Source organism: Vibrio sp. UCD-FRSSP16_30 (genome assembly GCF_001676025.1).
Classification (GTDB): Bacteria; Pseudomonadota; Gammaproteobacteria; order Enterobacterales; family Vibrionaceae; genus Vibrio.
On the sequence record NZ_LZFW01000009.1, the window covers coordinates 37,579 to 60,490 of the forward strand.

A 22,912-nucleotide genomic window follows, 5' to 3' on the forward strand; every position below is an offset into this window, starting at 1 on the left:
CCTACTAACGGAGAGTAACGATGGCCGGCGCAAAAGAAATACGTAATAAAATCGGTAGTGTTAAAAGCACACAGAAGATTACGAAAGCTATGGAAATGGTAGCCGCTTCAAAAATGCGTCGCTCGCAAGATGCGATGGAAGCGTCCCGTCCGTATGCAGAAACAATGCGTAAGGTGATCGGTCATTTGGCTAGCGGTAGCCTAGAGTACAAACATCCGTACCTAGAGGAACGCGAAGCCAAGCGTGTTGGTTACATCATAGTTTCTACCGACCGTGGTTTGTGTGGTGGCTTGAACATTAACTTGTTCAAAAAAGCCATTACAGATATGCAAACTTGGAAGGAAAGTGGTGCTGAAATTGACCTTGCCGTAATTGGCTCTAAGGCAACAGCATTCTTTAACAACAGTGGCGCGAAAGTATCGGCGCAAACTTCTGGTCTAGGCGATAAGCCAAGCCTTGAAGATTTGATCGGTTCTGTCGGTGTTATGTTGAAGAAATATGATGAAGGTGAGTTGGATCGCCTTTTCATAGTGTTCAATAAGTTTGTGAATACTATGGTTCAAGAACCAACGATCGATCAATTACTGCCTTTACCTAAATCAGACAGTGAAGAGATGCAGCGCGAGCATCAGTGGGACTACATTTACGAGCCAGAGCCAAAACCTCTGCTAGATGCACTTTTGATTCGTTATATCGAATCTAGCGTGTATCAAGGCGTGGTTGAGAACTTAGCTAGTGAACAGGCCGCACGAATGGTTGCGATGAAAGCTGCAACGGATAACGCAAGTAACCTGATTGAAGATTTAGAGCTTGTTTATAACAAAGCTCGTCAGGCGGCGATTACCCAAGAGCTATCAGAAATTTGTTCTGGTGCTGCTGCGGTTTAGTTTTAGGTCAAACGAATTAGTTTAGAGGATTAACAATGGCTACAGGTAAGATCGTAGAGATCATCGGTGCGGTAGTCGACGTAGAGTTCCCACAAGGCGAAGTACCACGTGTATACGACGCACTTAACGTAGTTGACGCTCCAGAACGTTTAGTTCTTGAAGTTCAGCAACAGTTAGGCGGTGGCGTAGTTCGTACTATCGTAATGGGTAGCTCAGACGGTTTACGTCGTGGACTAGATGTTACAAATACTGGTGCTCCAATTACAGTTCCAGTAGGTACTAAAACTCTTGGTCGTATCATGAACGTTCTTGGTGACGCGATTGATGAGTGTGGTGAAATCGGTGCTGAAGAGCATTACGAAATTCACCGACCAGCACCTAGTTATGAAGACCAGTCAAATGCTACTGAACTTCTAGAAACTGGTGTTAAAGTTATCGACTTGGTTTGCCCATTCGCTAAGGGTGGTAAAATCGGTCTATTCGGTGGTGCTGGTGTAGGTAAGACCGTCAACATGATGGAACTTATCAACAACATCGCACTACAACACTCGGGCCTATCTGTATTTGCAGGTGTAGGTGAGCGTACTCGTGAAGGTAACGATTTCTACTTTGAAATGCAGGAAGCAGGTGTTGTAAACATCGAAAAACCTGAAGAATCAAAAGTAGCAATGGTTTACGGTCAGATGAACGAGCCACCGGGTAACCGTCTGCGCGTTGCATTGACAGGTCTAACCATGGCGGAACGTTTCCGTGATGAAGGCCGTGATGTACTGTTCTTCGTAGATAACATCTATCGTTATACCCTTGCGGGTACAGAGGTATCGGCACTTCTAGGTCGTATGCCATCTGCGGTAGGTTATCAGCCAACTCTTGCAGAAGAGATGGGTGTTCTACAGGAGCGTATCACGTCAACGAAGACGGGTTCTATCACATCTGTACAGGCGGTATACGTACCTGCGGATGACTTGACGGATCCATCTCCGGCAACAACGTTTGCTCACTTGGATGCAACGGTTGTACTTAGCCGTAACATCGCAGCTATGGGTTTATACCCTGCGATTGACCCATTGGACTCAACATCTCGTATGCTTGATCCGTTGGTTGTTGGTCAAGAGCACTACGACGTAGCTTCAGGCGTTCAAACAACGCTACAGCGCTATAAAGAGCTAAAAGATATCATCGCAATCCTAGGTATGGATGAGCTTTCTGAAGAAGATAAGCAAGTGGTATCTCGTGCACGTAAGATTGAGAAGTTCCTTACTCAGCCTTACCACGTAGCGGAAGTATTTACTGGTGACCCAGGCGTTTACGTACCTCTTAAAGAGACACTACGTGGATTTAAAGGCCTACTAGCTGGTGATTACGACGACATTCCAGAGCAAGCATTCATGTACTGCGGTAGCATTGATCAAGCTCTAGAGAACGCTAAGAAGCTATAAGTCTGATTAGGAGGCAATATGGCAGCAATAACCTTTCACCTTGACGTGGTAAGCGCAGAGAAAAAATTGTTTTCTGGGCGCGTAGAAACGTTCCAGGTGTCCGGTAGCGAAGGTGAGCTTGGTATTTTCCATGGCCACACCCCGCTGTTGACCGCTATTACTCCTGGTATGGTTCGCATCGTTAAGCAACATGGTCACGAAGAGTTCATTTATGTCTCTGGTGGTATTGTTGAAGTTCAGCCTGGTAACGCGACAGTTCTAGCTGACACCGCTATTCGTGGTGAAGATATCGATGCTTCCAAAGCAGAAGAAGCCAAACGCAAAGCTGAAGAGAGCATTCTCAATCAGCACGGCGATATGGACTTTGCTCAGGCAGCCAGTGAATTGGCTAAAGCGATTGCTCAAGTCCGAGTTGCAGAACTTACCAGAAAGCGTCGCTAATTTTATTAGCCATAGCGTAATGATAAAGGTGACCTTAGGGTCACCTTTTTGTTTAATGCCCAAAGCGATAATATTTAGGGTAATATATGCCCCAGTGATTTCACGATGCCACGATATTGCGCGTGTCACCTTGAAATTATTGAGTCATATAATGACAATCAAGTAATGCCCAGACATGCCACAATTTAGCCATGTCATAGGGTTAAAATAATAAAAGCTCACGTTCAGTTTCAAGGAAATAGGTAATGAATAATTTTAGTGCTGTCATTCTGGCTGCGGGTAAAGGTACTCGCATGTATTCGAAAAAGCCCAAAGTACTGCATACATTAGCAGGCAAGCCAATGGCTAAGCATGTTATTGATACCTGTGTTGGTTTAGGCGCTAACAACATCCACTTAGTGTTTGGTCACGGCAGTGATCAAATGAAAGCGACATTGGCCAGTGAACCTGTTAATTGGGTTGAGCAAAAAGATCAACTTGGTACTGGGCATGCAGTTGATCAGGCTTCAGCTCATTTTTCAGATGATGAAAAAGTGCTGGTTCTTTACGGTGACGTTCCTCTTATTACTAGCGAAACAGTTGAAGCACTTCTTGATGGCCAGCCACAAGGCGGTGTAGGGCTATTAACTGTCGTTTTAGACAACCCTATGGGTTACGGACGTATTGTTCGTGAGAGCGGCTCTGTTGTTGCTATCGTTGAGCAAAAAGATGCAACAGAACAGCAAAAAGCCATTTGTGAAATTAACACCGGCGTTCTTGTGGCTGATGGTAAAGATCTTAAGCGTTGGTTGTCTAACCTAAGCAATGACAACGCTCAAGGTGAATACTATTTAACTGACATTATTGCGGCTGCGCACAATGATGGTAAGAAAATTGAAGCAGTACATCCTGCAAGTGCAGTAGAAGTGGAAGGTGTCAACGACCGTCGTCAACTAGCTCGTCTAGAACGCGCTTTCCAACAGATGCAAGCCGACAAATTATTAGAGCAAGGTGTAATGCTTCGCGATCCTAATCGTTTTGACCTACGTGGTTCATTACAATGCGGTATGGACGTAGAGATTGACGTTAATGTCGTTATCGAAGGCAGCGTCACTATTGGTGATAATGTTGTTATCGGTGCAGGCTGTGTACTAAAAGATTGTGAAATCGACGACAACACCGTTGTGCGTCCATATTCTATTATTGAGAACGCAACTGTGGGTGAGCAGTGTACTGTTGGGCCGTTTGCTCGTCTTCGCCCTGGTGCTGAGATGTGTAATGACTCGCATGTGGGTAACTTCGTTGAAGTGAAAAATGCTCGTCTTGGTGAAGGTTCTAAAGCCAATCACCTTACTTATCTAGGTGATGCTGAAATTGGTCAACGTACTAATATTGGCGCGGGTACGATTACTTGTAACTACGATGGCGCTAACAAGTTTAAAACCATTATTGGCAATGACGTCTTTGTCGGTTCTGATAGCCAACTGATTGCTCCTGTTACTATTGCTGACGGTGCCACCATTGGTGCTGGCGCAACGGTCACTAAGAATGTGAATGAGAATGAGCTTGTTATTTCTCGCGCTAAAGAGCGCCGCATTGCCAATTGGCAGCGCCCAGTTAAGAAAAAATAAAGCTGAGTTTTGACACTTAATGTTTAACTTAAGTGCTTAACATACATAAACAAAACCCCGCTTAATGCGGGGTTTTGTTTATTCAATATTTAGTCGTTAATAGTTGGGAATGGCGTAACGTCTTTCTAACCAGCGCACCCCTTGCGAAACCGCCAGAATCAAAATTAAATATTCCAACACCAAGAAAGTATAAATTTCCAATGGCAGGTACTCATTGACCACCAACTCATTAGCACGTCTGGTGAGATCGCTCAGTCCGATAACACTGACGAGCGATGACATTTTTAAAATGTACACAAATTGGTTGCCAAGCGGCGGCAATATTTGACGTAGTGCCTGTGGAAAGACCACCAGCCTCATTGTTTTCCAGTAGCTTAATCCCAGCGCGTGAGCTGCTTCATGTTGACCACGGTGAATGGCTTGGATACCGCCTCTAAATACCTCAGCCATAAAGGCGCTTTCGGCAATGGATAATGCAATGACTCCCGCCCAGTAATGGTTTAAAGAAATATCCATTAAAGTGGGTAAGCCGTAGTAAACCCAAAGAAGAAGTACCAGCACTGGAATAGCGCGAATGACCTCTACGTAGACCCGATTAATACTGCGTACATAAGGATTGGAAGAGAGTGCAGGCAGAGCGATAATAAAACCGATCACCATCGCAAATAGCATACTGAGCAGCGAAAGGCTGATAGTAGCGCCAAAGCCATCAGTAAGAAAACTCAGGTTGATCTTTCCCTGATCGGTTGATGGATCAAGCACATACCAGCCCCACTCATAATTTGAGCAGCCAGTAAGAAAAAGACAACATAGCGTTACGGTTAAAATATTAAATTTCAAAATATGCCTATCCTTAAGCACACAATAGCTTATAAGCTGTTATGGTATCAGACCATCATGCAAACGTTACTGCTTTAAAAGGATTTATGATGAAAAAATTACTTTTGGCTTTAGGCCTATCTATCTTGACCCTTTCACCTGCAATGGCTGATTCTAGCCGACTGCAAGAGATCTTAAACAATGGAGTGTTAAGAGTCGGAACTACTGGTGATTGGAATCCAATGTCGATGAAAAACCCAGCCAATAACAGCTATCGAGGCTTTGATATTGATGTCACGACTGAACTTGCTAAAGATATGGGCGTTAAGGTTGAGTACGTCGCAACAGATTGGAAAACCCTAGTTAACGGTATTACAGCCAACAAATACGACATTACGGGTAGTGCTTCATTAAACATGTCACGCGCGAAAGTTGCTGGCTACAGCCAACCTTATTTCTATCTTGCTTTTGTTCCAGTGGTACCGAAAAAAGATCTTGAGAAGTACACTGGCTGGGCTGATTTTGATAAGCCAGAGATTAAAGTGGCGGCGACTCTAGGTACAGTACAAGAGAAAATGGTGAAAGAGCTTTTCCCTAACGCGCAACACATTGTGATTGAAGCGCCAGCGCGAGACTTTCAAGAATTGCTTGCTCGCAGAGCGAATGTATCGGTTACTTCAAATGTAGAAGCGGCAACGCTGGTGGAGAAGTTTAAACAATTGGCCGTTGTTCCAGTTGCAGAACCAAAGAACCCAACGCCAATTTCGATGTTATTGCCACAGAAAGACCAAGTGTGGATTAATTATGTAAACCATTGGATTGAACTAAAAACAGCGCAAGGCTTCTTTGATAAAACCGCTAAGAAGTGGGGCTTAACTAGCCTGTAAGTGTTGATTAAATTTTAAAAGGAGCGATTAATCGCTCCTTTTTTATGCCTGTTATTTATTGAGTTGTCGCTTCAACTAATACACTTTTTTGACGAGTAAGCAGTAAACCACCAGCTAAGCCCAACAAACAAACTAGCATTGTCCAACCAATGGCAATCAGCGCTTGCTGCGCAAATATAGCCACGGTCATGCTTGCAAGGCTACTAACGCATATCTGAATGCTGTTTTGCAGTCCTGCGGCGGTTGCAGGGCTATTTTGAGCGCTAGATAGAGCGCGGTTCACCACTATTGGGTACAGAGCGCCGTTAGCAACCGCGACAAAACAAAACGGCAGTAGAACGGGCCAAATTGATGTAAGCGTGCTTTGGCTCGCAATAAATACCGCGCCGACAGCCAGTGTAAATATGACTAAAATTATCGACAGTACTTTTCCATCACCATAGCGCTCAACAGCTTTTTTACCGACATATCCACCAAGCATAAAAGCAATCGTCTGCGGAATAAAACTCATACCGATGTCTTTTGCTGAATAACCAAGCTGAGTCATGATCTCTGGCATACCCGTAAGGTAGGCAAAAAATACCGCTGAGGTGACAGAGAAGATGGTGACATTGCCAATAAAGGTACGGTTTTTTATCAAACCGATAAGATCTGTTTTTAAAGAAAGTGATTTTTCAGGTTTTGCTTCTTTTGGTTGTTTAGCGGTCACGACCAGTAAGCCCGTTCCGATAATCGCCAGCACCACAAAGATGCTTTCCCAACCTAAGGTGGTATTTAGTAGTACGCCAAGTTGCGGTGCTAAAGCCGGAGATAACGCCACCAAGGGCATGATGGAGGCAAAAATACGTTGGCGGTCATCTGCTTGGTAGCGCTGAATGACCATTGCTTGCCAAATAACGGTCGGAGCACATACGCCAATAGCCTGAATAAATCTAAACACCAATAATTGCGAAACGGTAGTGCTTAAACTGATGCCAATAGAGGCGACCGTAAATATGATAAGTCCGAGCACTAGAGAGTTACGCAGTCCAAATCGGTCAGAGAGGATACCCCACGCCAGTTGACCAGACGCTAAACCAATTAAAAAGATACTTAGTGATAGAGCGATAGGCTCAGGGCCTGTCGCAAACTCTGCTTGCAGTGTTTGGAATGCTGGAAGATACATATCCGTGGCGATAAAGCCAAGCATGGAAAGTAGGGCAAGGTAACCCAGTTGTAATTTACTGACAGACATTAGACGCCATTTCAAATAGATATTAATTGTGATGCATTCTAAATTGGCTTAACTAACAAATTAAGCGCTAATATATGTGGTTATCTATCAAAAAATTTGAAAGCTATGTTATCGCAAAAGAACTTTGAGTTATTAGATGTGATTGCCCGATTAGGCAGTTTTTCCGCAGCGGCTGAGTATCTACATAAAGTCCCTTCAGCTGTCAGTTATTCAGTGCGCCAAATAGAGCGAGAGCTGGATGTCATTCTATTTAGGCGATTACCGCGAAGAGTGGAATTGACGCCAGCAGGCGAGATCTATTTAGAGCAAGTGCGTTCAATGCTACGACAAATGGAAGAAGCTAAATCTCAAGCAAAGCGTACTGCGCAGGGTTGGCAACAAACCTTAAAAATCACGCTTGATAACGTAGTAAAGCTAGATAATTTACAGCACCTTATTGATGACTTTTATCGACAGTTTGATTTTGCTGAGTTGCAAATCAATATGGAGGTTTTCAATGGTTCTTGGGAGGCGATCGCCCAACAGCGAGCCGATATTGTCCTTGGGGCAACTTCTGCCATACCGGTCAGTGGTGATTTTGGCATTAAAGGCATGGGAAAGATGAATTGGGTCTTTGTGTGCTCTCCTGATCATCCATTAACGCATAAATCGAACCTGAGCGTAGAAGATATCGCGGTATACCCTAGCGTGAGCTTAGACGATACGTCTCGAGTGCTTCCTAAGCGTCATCAGACCTTGTTTACTAATCAAAGACGCTTGCTTACACCGAACTGGCATACGGCTATACGGTGCATTAAAGAAGGAGTAGGGGTGGGCTTTGTACCAGAACACATAGCGCATGCTTTAGTTAGCAATCAAGATCTGGTTGCTCTGAGTATTGGTTTTCAAGCTCCGCCAAGTGAGTGTTGTATGGTATGGCGCAAAGATAGCAGTAATAAGTTAATCAAATGGATGTTGGATTACCTTGGAGATGAAGATAAATTGCATCGTGATTGGATTAGTAGCAAATAAAAAGGCAGCCAAGGCTGCCTTCATAAAGAGTTAGATTTAATTAGCTAAGAAAGAAACGATAAGACGGGTTATCCGATTCATCTTTGTAGCCATAGCCTAGCTCTTGTAAGTGACTAGAAAAGCGCTCGATATCGTCTTCAGTTAACTCAAAACCACACAGTACACGGCCATAATCGGCGCCGTGATTGCGGTAGTTGAATAAGCTGATATTCCAATGGGTACCAAGGGTGCTTAGAAATTTAACTAAGGCTCCCGGGTATTCCGGAAACTCAAAGCTGTATAAGCGTTCTTTGATTGGTTTTTTCGGCTTACCGCCCACCATGTAACGAATATGCAGTTTTGCCATTTCATCATCAGAAAGATCGACCACTGGGTATCCGCCAGTTTGTAGATCGGCAATGATGCCATCTAGCTCGGCTTGACCTTCATGTAAGCGTACACCAACAAAGATATTGGCTTGTTCATCATCGTTGTAACGGTAGTTAAACTCAGTTACCGCGCGTCCGCCAATGATATTGCAAAACTCAAAGAAAGCCCCTGGGCGCTCTGGGATAGTAACGGCAAGTAGACCTTCTCGTTTTTCACCTAATTCGCAACGCTCAGACACATAACGAAGACCATGGAAGTTGGTATTCGCGCCAGATAATACAGTGGCTAGATTTTTACCTTGAAGTTGGTTCTTCTCAGCAAATTTCTTTAAACCAGCCAGTGCCAGCGCGCCGGAAGGCTCAGCAATAGCGCGAGTATCTTCAAAGATGTCTTTTACCGCAGCACAAATTTCGTCACTGCTAACCGTGATATGGCCATCAATATTTTCATTACATAAACGGAAGGTTTCACTACCAATCTGTTTAACCGCCACACCATCAGCAAACATGCTCACTTGATCCAGTGTCACCGGTTTGCCTGCATCTAACGCCGCTTTAAGGCAAGCAGAGTCTTCAGGTTCAACAGCAATCACTTGGATGTTTGGCATCAGTTGTTTTACCAACACTGCAACACCGGCGGCTAGACCACCACCACCAACAGGAACAAAGATGTAGTCAAGATTGCCATTTTGCTGAATCATCTCCATACCAATGGTGCCTTGTCCTGCAATCACTAACGGGTGATCAAAGGGAGGGACAAAGGTGTAACCGTGTAGTTCAGAAAGTCGGACAGCTTCAGCTTTGGCTTCATCAAAGTTGCTACCGTGCAGAACCACTTTGCCACCAAAAGCTCTCACTGCATCCACTTTGATATCCGGTGTTGTTTTTGGCATAACAATGGTGGTGCTGATATTGAGCTTAGTACCAGAGTACGCCATACCTTGGGCATGGTTTCCAGCAGAAGCGGCAATTACGCCCGCTTGTTTTTGCTCTTCGGTTAGGTTGGCCACCATGTTGTAAGCGCCACGTAACTTAAAAGAGTGAACTGGCTGACGGTCTTCACGTTTGATCTGAATATGGTTATTTAAACGCTCCGATAAACGAGGCATGTGTTGCAACGGAGTGAGTGTTGCCACCTCATAGATCGGTGCTCGCAAAACTTGGCGCAGATAATCTGCGCCAGACAGTGGGGTAGTAAGACTCATTGTCTTACTCCTCAAACTTAGACTTATCTCTTACCGCACCTTTATCTGCGCTTGTTGCCATGCTTGCATAGGCTTTTAGTGCAAACGAAACAGTACGTTGGCGAGAGACTGGTTTCCAGCCTAGAGTGTCTTGTGTCGCGCGACGTGTGGCAAGTTCCGCTTCTGAGACCATTAGCTCGATAGTACGATTCGGGATATCAATGGCAATTTGGTCGCCAGATTGTACTAGACCGATTGTGCCACCAGCAGCTGCTTCTGGGGAAGCGTGACCGATAGACAGACCTGCGGTACCACCAGAGAAACGACCATCAGTTAATAGTGCACACTCTTTACCAAGTCCCATAGATTTTAGGTAAGTGGTTGGGTAAAGCATTTCTTGCATGCCTGGACCACCTTTAGGGCCTTCGTAGCGAATTACTACCACATCGCCAGACTTCACTTTGCCACCAAGGATGCCATCTACTGCATCTTCTTGGCTTTCAAATACGACTGCAGGACCAGTAAATTTAAGGATACTTTCGTCAACACCTGCCGTTTTAACGATACAACCGTCAAGAGCGATATTACCTTTTAGTACCGCTAGGCCGCCGTCTTGGCTATACGCATTTGCTTTGTTGCGGATACAACCTTCTTCACGGTCGTCATCAAGTGACTCCCAGCGACAATCTTGAGAGAACGCTTTCGTTGTGCGGATGCCAGCAGGGCCTGCGCGGAAGAAAGATTTCACTTCTTCTGATTCAGTCTGGATAACATCATAGTGTGCCAGTTGCTCTTCCATCGATAGGCCAAGTACAGTGCGAGATTGGTTGTTTAGCAATCCAGCGCGGTTTAGCTCACCAAGGATAGCCATTACACCACCTGCGCGGTGAACATCTTCCATGTGGTACTTAGGAGTAGACGGTGCAACTTTACATAGGTTTGGTACTCGGCGAGACATTTCATCAATATCTTCTAGAGTAAAATCAACGTCACCTTCTTGAGCCGCAGCAATTAGGTGAAGAACCGTATTGGTTGATCCACCCATTGCGATATCAAGAGCAATCGCATTTTCAAAAGCTTGTTTGTTGGCAATATTTCGAGGCAGTGCAGATTCGTCATCTTGCTCATAGTAACGCTTAGTTAGCTCAACGATACGCTTACCAGCATTAATGAATAAATCTTCACGATCGGCGTGCGTGGCTAGCATTGAACCGTTACCTGGCTGAGAAAGGCCCAGCGCTTCCGTTAGACAGTTCATTGAGTTAGCGGTAAACATACCAGAACAAGAACCACATGTTGGGCAGGCACTGCGCTCAACTTGCTCACTTTGTTGATCCGATACGGTAGGATCGGCACTTTGCATCATCGCATCAACAAGATCGAGCTTGATGATCTGATCAGAAAGCTTGGTTTTACCCGCTTCCATAGGGCCACCTGAAACAAAGATCACTGGGATATTAAGGCGCATAGAGGCCATTAGCATTCCTGGGGTGATTTTGTCACAGTTTGAAATACACACCATCGCATCTGCACAGTGAGCATTTACCATATATTCTACAGAGTCAGCGATAAGCTCGCGTGATGGCAGAGAGTACAGCATGCCGCCGTGACCCATTGCGATACCATCATCAACGGCGATGGTGTTAAATTCTTTAGCGATACCACCTGCTTGTTCAATTTCTTTAGCAACAAGTTGACCCATATCTTTAAGGTGAACGTGTCCTGGAACAAACTGAGTAAATGAGTTTACAACGGCAATAATTGGTTTACCGAAATCTTCATCTTTTACACCGGTTGCACGCCATAAGGCACGTGCACCAGCCATGTTACGACCGTGAGTTGTGGTTGCGCTACGATAGATTGGCATAATTATTCCTTATTTCTCTGCGTCAGCTGGGTAGACATAATCCAACCAACCCCATTTGTCTTCAGTGGTGCCATTAAATAGGCCAAAGTAGGTCTCTTGTAAGTCTTTAGTGATAGGGCCACGTTTGCCTTCACCGACTTGAATTTGGTCAACAGAGCGTACTGGAACAATCTCTGCTGCTGTGCCTGTCATGAATATCTCATCGGCAAGGTATAGTGCTTCACGAGCAATATTGCTTTCAACAATCTCATAGCCTTTGTCACGTGCAAGTACCATGATTGAATCACGTGTAATACCCGGTAGGATGGCAGCTGTTGCTGGTGGCGTAATTATGGTGCCATCTTTAACGACAAAGATGTTCTCGCCAGCACCTTCAGATAGGTAGCCGTCAACACTCAGTGCAATACCTTCATCGTAACCATGACGACGAGCTTCACCACCAACCAGTAAAGACGACAGGTAGTTACCACCCGCTTTAGCTGCTGTTGGAATCGTATTTGGTGCTGCGCGGTTCCAACTAGAGATCATAGCATCTACGCCGTTTTCTAGTGCTTCTTCACCTAGGTAAGAGCCCCAAGGGAATGCCGCAATAATAAGCTCCATTTCACTATCAACAGGAGGACAAACACCTAAGCCAACGTTACCTACAAAACCCAATGGGCGAATGTAAGCGCTCTCAAGTTTGTTGACACGAATCGTCTCGCGTGTTGCTTCCATGATTTCTTCAATAGTGTAAGGAATAGGAAAACGGTAAATTTTTGCTGAGTTTTTTAGGCGTTTTGCATGCTCTGGATGACGAAAAACGATAGGCCCTTTAGGGGTGTTATAACAGCGAACACCTTCGAATACTGAAGTGCCGTAGTGCATTGCATGAGTGAGCACGTGTACGTTGGCATCTGCCCACGGAACCATTTCACCGTTAAACCAAATAAAATCTGCTGTCTTTGTAGCCATTGCTGCTTTCCTTATGCGCTCACGTTGTGCTGTAAATTGTTGTTAGGGAGTTCGTTGTTGTCGATCTTGATGACATCTACGCTAATCACATCCCAAAGTTTTTCAATTTGATTGGTTAAAAATGTGATGGGACGTTCACTGTCGACAATGATCTCCACACTGGCGATCTTGCTTTGATGATTCTGTGTACCCGCAACTTGGCGAACGATAAAACCGCGATGGCGAACCACACGCAGTACACGCTCTAAAAGAACCGGCTTATCATCCGCTTTAATATCTAATAAATATCTTTCCATGATCGCCTCTATTAAGTGTTCTCTAGCATGTCTGCATTGGATGCACCTGGCGGTACCAATGGCCATACGTTTTCTTCTTCATCAATAAGAACGTGCAGTAGATAAGCAGTTTTGCTTGCTAGCATTTCTTTCAATGCTGGCTCTACTTCTTCTTTTTTAGTGATGGTTTTTCCTGGAATATCAAATGCTTTCGCGAGCATTACAAAGTCAGGGTTATCATCTAAAATAGTTTCACTATGGCGCCCATCAAAGAATAGGGACTGCCATTGTCTTACCATACCCAAACGTTGATTATTGATCAGTACCATCTTCACTGGAATTTGGCGGCGCTTAAGCGTACCAAGTTCTTGTACGTTCATCATAAATGAACCGTCACCAGAGATAAGAATGGATTGATCGTCAGGTCTTGCCACTGCAGCGCCCATCGCCGCTGGTAAACCAAAGCCCATGGTGCCTAAACCTGCAGAAGAGATAAAATTCTGCGGGTTGCGAGGCTGAATATGTTGCGCTGCCCACATTTGGTGCTGACCTACGTCAGTCGATACTATTGAGCTATCTGGCATCATATCTGACAGTTGCTTCAATAATCGAGGTGCATAGATTAAGTCACCCGGATGGTCATAACGCCACTTAAACCCACTACGCAAACTTTCACAGTGATGAACCCAAGGTGTGATATCACTTTCTAAATGCAACTGGGGCAAGATTTCATTGAGATCGCCACGCAATACAGAATGTGCATGGCGCAGTTTATTAAATTCGGCTTTATCGATGTCTAAATGAATGACTTTGGCATTTGGTGCAAAAGTATCAAGCTTGCCTGTTACCCGATCATCAAAACGAGCACCGACAACGATAAGAAGATCAGATTCTTGAACAATTAGGTTAGCGGCTTTGGTGCCGTGCATACCTAGCATGCCCAAATAATGAGGGTCATGACGTTCAATGGTTCCCAAGCCCTTTAAGGTACTTACGGAAGGCATAGGATTGTCAGATAAAAACTGTCGCACAGAGTCCGTAGCTTTGGCTAACTGAACACCGCCACCTACATAAAGCACAGGTCGATGACTTTCTCGAAGTAGCGCTTGAGCTAGACGATAGTCCTCTGGTTGAGGAACTGGCATCATTGGCTGATGAAATGCAGGGAAGTCGGTTTCTGGCGCTTCTGCAAGCTGAACATCTTTAGCTATATCGACTAGAACAGGACCTGGGCGACCGGCTTTTGCGACTTCAAAGGCTTCTGCCAGTGTCGGTGCAAGATCGTTGATGTCGGTAACTAGGTAACTGTGCTTAGTACAAGACAGAGACATACCAATGACGTCCATTTCTTGGAACGCATCAGTACCGATGTGAGTGCTTGCGACTTGCCCTGTGATCGCAACAACAGGTACAGAATCTAAGAAAGCATCAGCAAGACCGGTCACTAAGTTAGTGGCTCCGGGACCTGAGGTGGCCATACATACAGCAACGTCTTGAGTTGAGCGTGACATGCCAATTGCAGCCATTGCTGCTCCTTGTTCATGTCGACATAAAATATGCTCAACGCCACCATCATATAATGCATCATAGATAGGCATTATTGCGCCACCGGGGTAGCCAAAGATGGTTTTAATACCTTGTAGGCGAAGTGCTTCTACTACCAGTTGTGCACCCGTCATTGGACATCTCCTTGTGATGAGACAAGCTGCTGCTTGTTTATGTTCTCAGTCTTACTGCACATCTTGTGCTCCATTTTCCTAATCAGGGTCTCTGCGAGACCTATAAACTAAAAAGCCCCCGAACTTTTCAGTGCGAGGGCTTGTAAGTAGCATTGTGCTAGTTTACGCCTACTCGCCCTCGCGCGATGTGAATAATCACCACGACAATAAGGTTCACCAGAGAAAGTAGTCGAAGGGTAGTTTGCATAATTCCCAAATAAAATTGCACAGTGTTTATCCCAATAGTGGTATCACAATTTCTTGCGATCTGACAAGAAAAAACTCATTCTTTTTTCACTTTATCTTCATAGACTCTACATCTAAACCTATATAGGAGTCTATATCTGGGTGTTATATGGGGTTAGCGATAGTACATAGTCGAGCAAGTTTAGGGGTATCTGCGCCAGAGGTGACTGTCGAAGTTCATATTGGGCCTGGTATGCCGGGTTTTCATCTGGTTGGGCTGGCCGAAACCAGCGTGAAGGAATCAAAAGACAGGGTGCGAAGTGCTATCTTGAACTCAAAGTTTCGTTTTCCCAGTCATAAAATTACTGTCAATCTTGCTCCCGCAGATCTTCCTAAAGAGGGAGGACGCTTTGATCTCCCTATTGCCATTGGTATTTTGGTTGCCAGTGAGCAAATCCCGGTTGATAAACTCAATGATATCGAACTGCTTGGTGAACTGGCTTTATCTGGTGAGTTGCGCCCTGTTAAGGGGGTAATTTCTGCCGCCTTAGCAAGTAATAGAGAACAACGAACTTTAATTAGCCCGACAGATAACGCCAATCAGGTTCGTTTGGTTGATGAGAAAAGTAACTTATCAGCAAGCCACTTAGTTACGGTAGCGGCTTTTTTAGCGGCTCAAGGGGAATTAAATTTAGCCGAAACTAGCGTGGTACCTTTCACTGTAAAACCTTTCACTGCAAAACCTAGCAAAGATATGCAGGATATTATTGGACAGCAGCAAGGTAAGCGAGCATTAGAGATAGCGGCTGCCGGTCAGCATAATTTACTTTTTTTGGGTCCACCGGGTACAGGCAAAACCATGTTGGCGTCTCGTCTGCCACATTTAATCCCGCCGATGAGTCGACAAGAAGCGCTAGAGGTTGCCGCTGTTGCTTCGTTACTTGATCATGATTTAGATGAAACAACGTGGCGTAATCGTCCCTTTCGTGCGCCACATCATTCCAGTTCTATGGCTGCTTTAGTGGGGGGAGGCTCAACTCCTAGACCGGGAGAGATATCGCTGGCGCATAATGGGATTCTTTTTTTGGATGAGCTACCAGAGTTTGAGCGTCGAGTTTTAGATGCGCTTAGAGAGCCTTTAGAGGCCGGTGAAGTGGCTATTTCACGAGCGTCAGGCAAAACCTCGTTTCCTGCTCAGTTTCAGTTAATTGCCGCTTTAAATCCAAGTCCATCAGGGCAGTATAAGGAGAATCAGTACGGTCAGTCTCCTCAGTCGATATTGAAATACTTGAGTCGTATTTCTGGGCCTTTTCTCGACCGCTTCGATATGTCAGTTGAAATTCCATTGTTGCCTCTAGGTACGTTAAGTGAAGGTGGAGATCGAGGACAGTCAACTCAGGCTTGTCGAGAAAGAGTTAATGACGCGAGAAATATCATGAACTCTCGGGCAGGCAAGGCGAATGCATTATTATCAAATCAGGAAATGGAGCGGTATTGTTGCTTACAGAAAGAAGATGCGAAGTTTTTAGAGTTTGCAATTAATCGCTTAGGATTATCGATTCGTGCCTACCATCGAATAATCAGGGTGGCGCGTACGATTGCCGATTTGGAGCAATCGGAAGATATACAGAAACAGCACTTGAGTGAGGCGCTAGGTTATCGCGCAATGGATCGCTTATTACAGTCAATTCATCGGCAAGTGGCAGGCTGATATTGCTTCAATAAGATGTAGCTTTAATAAAAAGGGGAGCCCCAGTTATTACTAGTGGCTCCCCATTTGTTATTACTTTAGTTTTAATAAGTAATTAACTAGGTTGTTCAAATCTTCTGATGACTTGATTGAACTTATTTCAACTAGATATTTATTATTAATAACAATAGATGGTACACCGGTTAGGCCGCTGTCTTTAAACTGCTTATCAAAACGACGAACCATAGAGTCCACAGCAAAACCATTGTATGCCGCATCAAATTTCTTCGCGCTAATGCCATTATCTAAAAAGATTTGGCGTAACTGTTGTTCAGTACGAGGCGCCGCATTTTTATTATGAATAAGGTCAAACATCACTGGGATCATTTGATCTTCAACTTCTAAAGCAATCATAGTTGCGTATGCTTTGCTCATTGGCGTTCCCATATTGCCACCCATGAAAGAAACATGAGATTTTTGGAATTTAGCATTAGCAGGCAGTGCTTTTTTTAGATTGTTAATTATGGGTTCAAAGTGATGGCAATGCGGGCAGTAAAAAGAGAAAAACTCATTCACGGTTGGCGATGATGCTGCTGGCAAATCAAGAACTTTATAGTTTTGACCTTCTGTAAACTGAGCTGCGTGAACAGATAGACTTAGAAATATGGTTGCCACAAAGGCAATCAACTTATTCATTGGGGTACTCCTTTAATAAAATTTTTGGGTATTACCAGTTAGGGGTTAGAGATAATGCTGGCTCTTGAAGCGCAGATAGCTGTTCCTTTAATGCTAGCACCTGACCTTCCCAGTATCTTGCATCATTAAACCATGGAAATGCCACAGGGAAAGCAGGATCTTGCCATCTTTTTGCGAGCCAAGACATATAGTGTATTAAACGTAGACCGCGTAAAGGCTCGATCAGTTTCAATTGATTAGCATCAAAATCACAAAATTCTTGATAGCCTTCTAATACGATATCCAATTGCAGCAATTTTTCTTGGCGATCTCCGTTTAAAAGCATCCATAAATCTTGAACGGCGGGCCCATTTCTCGCGTCATCTAAATCAACAAACATGGGGCCGTCACGCCAAAGAATGTTGCCTGGGTGGCAGTCCCCGTGTAAGCGAATTGGTGTGTAATTTGGTTGCCATTGTTCTTCAATAGCAGTAATTAACGACTGCATATCTTGGAAAAAAGCGGATTCAAGATACTGAGGAATAAACTGACTTTTTTTGAGTATTTCTTGAGACTGATACAGGTACTCTTCTAGCCCCATTGTTGGCCTATGTTGAAAAGTGGGTAACCCCTCACTGACCTTATGAATACGACCAAGAAACCGCCCAACCATTTCTAGCTGATTATAATTATCGACTTCAAACTGTCTTCCGCCAACACTTTCAAACAGGGTAAATAAATAACCTTCATGTCGATGTAGGGTTTTACCATTGATAATGACTGGTGGCGCTATCGGAATTTCATGCTCTAGCAGGGATAAAGTAAAGTCATGTTCTTCTTGTATTTGCTGTTCATTCCAACGCTGAGGTCTATAAAATTTTACTACGTAGCGTTTCTTTTCTTCGTCAACAAATTGATAAACTCGATTTTCGTAGCTGTTAAGGGCTAGAAAACCAGACTCAGCACGCACTCCAATACCGGCTAATGCATACCACATAAAATCTGGAGTTAAAGAATCAAAGTTGAATAGGGTGGTCATAGTTGAATTTGCCAGTGACGAAAAAAGAGGGTTATTTTGCAGTATAACCCTCTCTATATATTAATTCTTGCTAAAGCTGTTTGATAAAGCGACTTTCTACTGCAATAGAAAAACCGTGTTGATCTTCTAGCTCAAACTCAATGGTAGTGACCGGTGAGCTCAGTTGCTCAGGATCAATACCTAAACTGATTGGCAAGTTAAACACCTCTCCAGGTGCGACACTGATGCTTTGACGACCGTACCACTGCGCTTCATTTAACCCTGATACTTCTAAATCATAACGTTGACGTTGTTGGGTTTTGTTGATGATTTTTAGCGTATAGGTGTTTTCAATAAGACCATTACTATTGGTTCTATATAGCTGAGTTCTATCTCGAATTACGGTTAAGCCAGCAGGGTCAACCGTTGCAATCTGCATAAAGAAGAAGCCAAACATCAGTATCATGACTAAGCCATAACCGATGAGTTTTGGTCTCATGATTTTGGTTTGTGTACCTTCAAGTTTGTGTTCTGTGGTGTAACTAATGAGACCTTTTGAGTAATTCATGCGATCCATTGTTACATCACAAGCGTCGATGCATGCTCCGCAGTTGATGCATTCGTATTGAAGACCGTCCCTAATATCTATGCCAGTCGGGCAAACCTGCACACACAAATTACAATCGATACAATCGCCTAAATTGAGATCGCTAGGGATAGCTTTGCGCGAACGAGGGCCTCGGCTTTCGCCTCGTTTTTTGTCGTAGCCCACAATAAAGGTGTCTTTATCAAACATAGCCGATTGAAAGCGCGCATAAGGACACATGTGGATACAGACGATAGATCGCATCCAACCTGCATTGGCATAAGTGCATACCGCAAAAAACAGCACCCAAAAGTAGGTCCAAGATGAGGCGTTTAAGGTAAAGAAGTCATACCAAAGCTCATTAGTCGGCACAAAGTAGCCAACAAAGGTGAGCCCAGTCAGCAGTGCGATGCCGAACCAAATAAGATGCTTAGCGGTTTTTCTAAATGCTAAAGAGGTGGTCAGTGGTTGGGAGTCTTGCTTTTTTCGTTTATTAGCCGCGCCTTCTAGTTTCTCTTCAAACCAAATGTACATGAATGTCCAAACGGTTTGCGGGCACAGGTAGCCACACCATACTCGGCCTAAAAAGGTAGTAATAAAGAACAGCGCAAATGCCGCGATGATAAATAACATGGCGAGCAAAGTGAGATCTTGTGGGTATAGAGTGGTACCAAAGAAATTGAATTGCTGCTGACCAATATCCAATAGAATGGCTTGGTTTTCTCCGTAGGGAATCCATGGTACTAAAGCAAATAGAAGCAGCAGTAACCAAGCTCCGTAACGGCGCAGTTTTTGAAATACCCCCTTGCTTGCTCTGACATAGATGCGATTGCTGGGGTTGAACCTATCACCCTGACCTTTATGCGTCTTAGGATTAAATTCCTTGGCAGTGACGTCTTTAACGTCGATACGATCCTTGTTCATTAAACACTTTCCAACCTAAACTTTAGGCGCAGTATAGCGAACTAAATAAAGATTAGTTGTTACATGAGTTGCATAAATAGCGAGGATGTTTTGATATCTTTGGCAGAGGTCAGTAAGCGGTGTTACTGACCTTTATAAAACTAGTCGATAATGCCACGAGCACGTAGAAGAGCGGTTTTAAAATCGTCTTCTCTATCTTTTGCAAGTCCTGGAATCTCTTCATCTTTACCACTGTTGCGCATCTTGAGATGGTAAATCAGAACATCATCAGTTAGGTCTTCTAATTGACCTTTATAACCCGCTTCTCCAGCCAGTTTAACGAGAAACTCAATCAAATTAGTCTCAGGCTCTTTCTGCCATTCAGGTTGTAGCAATTCAATTACTTCATTTAAACGGTGGCATTTCATAGTCTTCTCCATAGAACTTGGGTGTGTGACTAACTTAACAAAAAGACCATAAAAAAGATAAGAAAAAGCGCATTTGAAATTCAAATGCGCTTTATATCGCGATTAAGACTCTAAATATAAGTTCATTTTTAAAAACGAAATTAAGACTTAGTATCTTGCTCTGCTTTTTGTTTCTTTGGTACTGGCGCAAAAAAGTTTCTGCGTTGTACTACTCGACTGCTAGGTCGAGAAACCCTGACGGCTGTTGGAAGCATACTTCACCCATTAGTCAGGCATATCCTTTGCCGTGTTATAGATACTCATCAAGTACCTATACATAGGGTATCAGATAACTTATTTTATTGACCAATAAATGTGCGAATTTATAGAGCCTATTTATGATTAATACAGGTACCACTTCAAAAATAAGGCAAATCACTTGGGTAATCGCTAATTTTTGAGCCAGTATCATTAGAGTGGTTTTTATGTGAGGGAAAGGCATGTCTTTTTTTAAGAAAACATTGGCGAGCTTAGGGATTGGATCGGCAACCGTTGATGCTGTTCTTCAGCAGGAAACACTGATTCCTGGAGACAAGGTGAGTGTGGTTATCCACGTTTATGGCGGCGCAACGGAACAGATTATTGATCATATCGACCTTAAATTATGTTGCCTATATATGGCGGAAAAAGAACAACGTCAGCCACATAGCGAGGGAGCACTTAGAAGAAAAGTACCGCAAAACTATGTATTGGATAAATGGGACCTGCCGTATTCATTTACTATCCATCCTGCGCAGGAGCGTACTTTTGAAATTGAATTGGATGTCCCACTTAATACTCCTTTGACTATTGGCGACTCAAAAGTGTGGTTAGAAACGGCTCTGGATATTGATTTAGCGATAGATCCAACCGATAAAGATATGCTGACAGTGCGCCCTGATCCGGTGATGGATAAAATATTTACCGAACTGGAAGAACTAGGACTGCGCATTCGACAAGTTGAATGCGAAGCCGCCAAAGGCTTTGCCATGCCGTTTGTTCAGGAATTTGAATTTGTGCCAACGACTGGGGTTTTTCATGGCACTTGGAGAGAGGTTGAGATTATTGCTTATCGTGATGATAAACAATTACAGCTATGGTTTGAAATTGATAGACAAAGGAAAGGGTTAGGAGGGTTGTTATCAAACCTACTCGGTTCATCAGATTTAAATTGCTACCTACCATTGTCTAATGATTTAACAAGTGAGCAGGCAGCAAAACAAGTGGTGGATTACTTAACTGATTTATTTGCAGCGAAGCAAGCTTAACGCTTCCAGAAAGCAGGTAAGAATAAAACTAAAATAGTCAGTATTTCTAAGCGGCCCAATAACATACCAAAGCTCAATAACCATTTTGCAGCGTCTGGTAGAGGAGCAAAGTTGCCCGTTGGACCAATGATGGGACCCATACCCGGCCCTACGTTCGCAACTGCGGTAATGGCACCAGATAGGCTAGTAACGGCATCTAAATCCATTGCGGCTAGGCCTGCAGCGACAAGAAGAATGGTGACAAAAAAGGTCAAAGTAAAAGCAACAATAGACCCTATGATGTCATCGTTAACTCGGCGTTTGTTGTAACGCTGTACAAATACCCCTGATGGGTGAATGAGCTTCATCATCTGAATTTTAAGCAGCGTTAATGCTATCTGGAATCTAAAGGTTTTTATACCGCCAGCGGTTGATCCTGAACATGCGCCCATCATCAAAAGAAAAGCGAATAAAACCGTGGTCAATGTGCCCCAAGCGGTAAAGTCATCGAGACCAAAGCCTGTCGTGGTGAGTACTGAAACTACATTGAACATGGAGACCCTAAGAGCATCACTTGGCAGATAATTATCATGGTAAACCAGCCAAGCGGCAATGGTCAGGCTTGCCACCATAAATAACTTAAAGAAGCCGATAACTTGAGCATCTTTGGTTAAAGCGGCAATGGTTTGTTTTCTATAGGCGGCAACAAATAATAGGAAAGGAAGGCCACCTAAGAACATGAATAGAGTTGAGAACCACTGTGCTTGATAAGAGAAATGATTCATCGAGCTATCAGAGGTTGAGTACCCCCCCGTAGATATCGTGGTGAATGCGTGATTGATGGCTTCAAATGGCGTCATGCCTGTTGCGACATAACTGGCAAAACAGGCAAAGGTAAGCCCAAGATAAACAACCACTATGCTCTTAGCGACACTCTTTACTCTTGGTGAGCTTTTATCTGACCAGTCAGAAGATTCAGTTTGAAATAACCGCATTCCCCCCACATTTAGCATCGGCAGAATTGCCACACCCATAACAATAAAACCAATCCCGCCTAACCATTGCAGAAGAGAGCGCCATAGTAAGATGCTAGGGGACATACTATCGAGCCCGCTAAGTACTGTGGAGCCTGTTGTGGTAATCCCTGACATGGTTTCAAAATAAGCATCAGTAAAGCTAATGTGATTAATGAAAACAAAGGGTAAAGCGGCAAATATGGTACTGACAATCCACACTAATGTGGTGACTAAGAATACATCTCGTACATTGAGTTTAAATTGTTTTGTACGTCCTAAAGTAAGGCATATAAACGAAACGATATGGGTAATGGCGACTGCTTTCGCAAACTCAACAAAACCACTTCCGGGATTAAAAATCGCGAGGATCGTTGGCGGATACATGAACAGAGCTAGCTTTGATAGCACTAGCCCTAGAACAAATAAGATGGGACGTACATTTACCATGCTG

Annotated in this window: 20 protein-coding genes; 8 read left to right on the forward strand and 12 right to left on the reverse strand. The window is 43.9% G+C overall.

From position 1 onward, the window contains the following. Positions 1-20 precede the first annotated feature (20 nt). From atpG to glmU, 4 genes are all read left to right on the forward strand, one after another. The gene (atpG, locus tag A9260_RS06170) at positions 21-887 is read left to right on the forward strand and encodes a F0F1 ATP synthase subunit gamma (RefSeq protein WP_068697218.1); all 867 of its coding nucleotides are present in this window, start codon (positions 21-23) and stop codon (positions 885-887) included. A 35-nt stretch (positions 888-922) separates the two neighbouring features. Beyond that, entirely contained in the window at positions 923-2,326 is a 1,404-nt protein-coding gene (gene atpD, locus A9260_RS06175) for a F0F1 ATP synthase subunit beta (protein ID WP_068697220.1), read from the forward strand. Positions 2,327-2,344: 18 nt separating this feature from the next. Beyond that, the gene (locus A9260_RS06180; RefSeq protein WP_068697222.1) at positions 2,345-2,767 is read left to right on the forward strand and encodes a F0F1 ATP synthase subunit epsilon; all 423 of its coding nucleotides are present in this window, start codon (positions 2,345-2,347) and stop codon (positions 2,765-2,767) included. A 245-nt stretch (positions 2,768-3,012) separates the two neighbouring features. Next, positions 3,013-4,377, forward strand: a complete 1,365-nt coding sequence (glmU, locus tag A9260_RS06185) for a bifunctional UDP-N-acetylglucosamine diphosphorylase/glucosamine-1-phosphate N-acetyltransferase GlmU (RefSeq protein ID WP_068697223.1) — start codon at positions 3,013-3,015, stop codon at positions 4,375-4,377. 96 nt (positions 4,378-4,473) lie between these two features. On the opposite strand, the gene A9260_RS06190 is transcribed toward glmU, so the two are convergent. After that, a complete protein-coding gene (locus tag A9260_RS06190; RefSeq protein WP_068697225.1) occupies positions 4,474-5,217 on the reverse strand; it encodes an amino acid ABC transporter permease in 744 nt (247 codons plus the stop codon). Positions 5,218-5,306: 89 nt separating this feature from the next. Here A9260_RS06190 and A9260_RS06195 point away from each other — a divergent pair, with 89 nt between their 5' ends. Then, positions 5,307-6,083: a transporter substrate-binding domain-containing protein gene (locus A9260_RS06195; protein ID WP_068697227.1), complete on the forward strand. Its 777-nt coding sequence runs from the start codon at positions 5,307-5,309 to the stop codon at positions 6,081-6,083. A gap of 55 nt (positions 6,084-6,138) precedes the next feature. Here A9260_RS06195 and punC read toward each other — a convergent pair whose 3' ends face one another. After that, positions 6,139-7,317: a purine nucleoside transporter PunC gene (gene punC / locus A9260_RS06200; protein ID WP_068697229.1), complete on the reverse strand. Its 1,179-nt coding sequence runs from the start codon at positions 7,315-7,317 to the stop codon at positions 6,139-6,141. A 105-nt stretch (positions 7,318-7,422) separates the two neighbouring features. Between punC and punR the strand changes: the two genes are divergently transcribed. After that, a complete protein-coding gene (gene punR / locus A9260_RS06205) occupies positions 7,423-8,328 on the forward strand; it encodes a DNA-binding transcriptional activator PunR (protein WP_068697231.1) in 906 nt (301 codons plus the stop codon). Between the two features lie 40 nt (positions 8,329-8,368). On the opposite strand, the gene ilvA is transcribed toward punR, so the two are convergent. Genes ilvA through ilvG form a run of 5 tightly spaced genes read right to left on the reverse strand, consistent with a single transcriptional unit; the run spans position 8,369 to position 14,655 of the window. Next, positions 8,369-9,901 (reverse strand): threonine ammonia-lyase, biosynthetic, encoded by a 1,533-nt coding sequence (gene ilvA, locus A9260_RS06210; protein WP_068697233.1) that lies wholly within the window; start codon positions 9,899-9,901, stop codon positions 8,369-8,371. A 4-nt stretch (positions 9,902-9,905) separates the two neighbouring features. Further along, positions 9,906-11,747 (reverse strand): dihydroxy-acid dehydratase, encoded by a 1,842-nt coding sequence (gene ilvD / locus A9260_RS06215; RefSeq protein ID WP_068697235.1) that lies wholly within the window; start codon positions 11,745-11,747, stop codon positions 9,906-9,908. Between the two features lie 9 nt (positions 11,748-11,756). Next, the gene (gene ilvE, locus A9260_RS06220; RefSeq protein ID WP_068697237.1) at positions 11,757-12,701 is read right to left on the reverse strand and encodes a branched-chain-amino-acid transaminase; all 945 of its coding nucleotides are present in this window, start codon (positions 12,699-12,701) and stop codon (positions 11,757-11,759) included. A gap of 11 nt (positions 12,702-12,712) precedes the next feature. Next, the gene (ilvM, locus tag A9260_RS06225) at positions 12,713-12,997 is read right to left on the reverse strand and encodes an acetolactate synthase 2 small subunit (RefSeq protein WP_068697239.1); all 285 of its coding nucleotides are present in this window, start codon (positions 12,995-12,997) and stop codon (positions 12,713-12,715) included. Positions 12,998-13,008: 11 nt separating this feature from the next. Further along, positions 13,009-14,655 carry an acetolactate synthase 2 catalytic subunit gene (gene ilvG, locus A9260_RS06230; protein WP_068697241.1) on the reverse strand — a complete coding sequence of 549 codons (1,647 nt, stop codon included), beginning with the start codon at positions 14,653-14,655 and terminating at the stop codon, positions 13,009-13,011. Positions 14,656-15,049: 394 nt separating this feature from the next. On the opposite strand from ilvG, the gene A9260_RS06235 reads away from it, so the two are divergent. Then, positions 15,050-16,591 (forward strand): YifB family Mg chelatase-like AAA ATPase, encoded by a 1,542-nt coding sequence (locus A9260_RS06235; protein ID WP_068697243.1) that lies wholly within the window; start codon positions 15,050-15,052, stop codon positions 16,589-16,591. A 72-nt stretch (positions 16,592-16,663) separates the two neighbouring features. Here A9260_RS06235 and A9260_RS06240 read toward each other — a convergent pair whose 3' ends face one another. From A9260_RS06240 to A9260_RS06255, 4 genes are all read right to left on the reverse strand, one after another. Further along, complete coding sequence (locus A9260_RS06240) at positions 16,664-17,266, reverse strand: thiol:disulfide interchange protein DsbA/DsbL (protein WP_068697245.1); 603 nt, start codon at positions 17,264-17,266, stop codon at positions 16,664-16,666. 31 nt (positions 17,267-17,297) lie between these two features. Next, positions 17,298-18,284 carry a serine/threonine protein kinase gene (locus A9260_RS06245; protein ID WP_068697247.1) on the reverse strand — a complete coding sequence of 329 codons (987 nt, stop codon included), beginning with the start codon at positions 18,282-18,284 and terminating at the stop codon, positions 17,298-17,300. A gap of 70 nt (positions 18,285-18,354) precedes the next feature. Further along, complete coding sequence (gene ccoG / locus A9260_RS06250) at positions 18,355-19,773, reverse strand: cytochrome c oxidase accessory protein CcoG (RefSeq protein ID WP_068697249.1); 1,419 nt, start codon at positions 19,771-19,773, stop codon at positions 18,355-18,357. A 140-nt stretch (positions 19,774-19,913) separates the two neighbouring features. Next, a complete protein-coding gene (locus A9260_RS06255) occupies positions 19,914-20,180 on the reverse strand; it encodes a YihD family protein (RefSeq protein WP_068697251.1) in 267 nt (88 codons plus the stop codon). Between the two features lie 479 nt (positions 20,181-20,659). Between A9260_RS06255 and A9260_RS06260 the strand changes: the two genes are divergently transcribed. Then, entirely contained in the window at positions 20,660-21,466 is an 807-nt protein-coding gene (locus tag A9260_RS06260; RefSeq protein ID WP_068697253.1) for a sporulation protein, read from the forward strand. Here the strand turns inward: A9260_RS06260 and A9260_RS06265 are convergent. Then, positions 21,463-22,908 (reverse strand): TrkH family potassium uptake protein, encoded by a 1,446-nt coding sequence (locus A9260_RS06265; RefSeq protein ID WP_068697255.1) that lies wholly within the window; start codon positions 22,906-22,908, stop codon positions 21,463-21,465. The genes A9260_RS06260 and A9260_RS06265 overlap by 4 nt on opposite strands. Positions 22,909-22,912 lie beyond the last annotated feature (4 nt).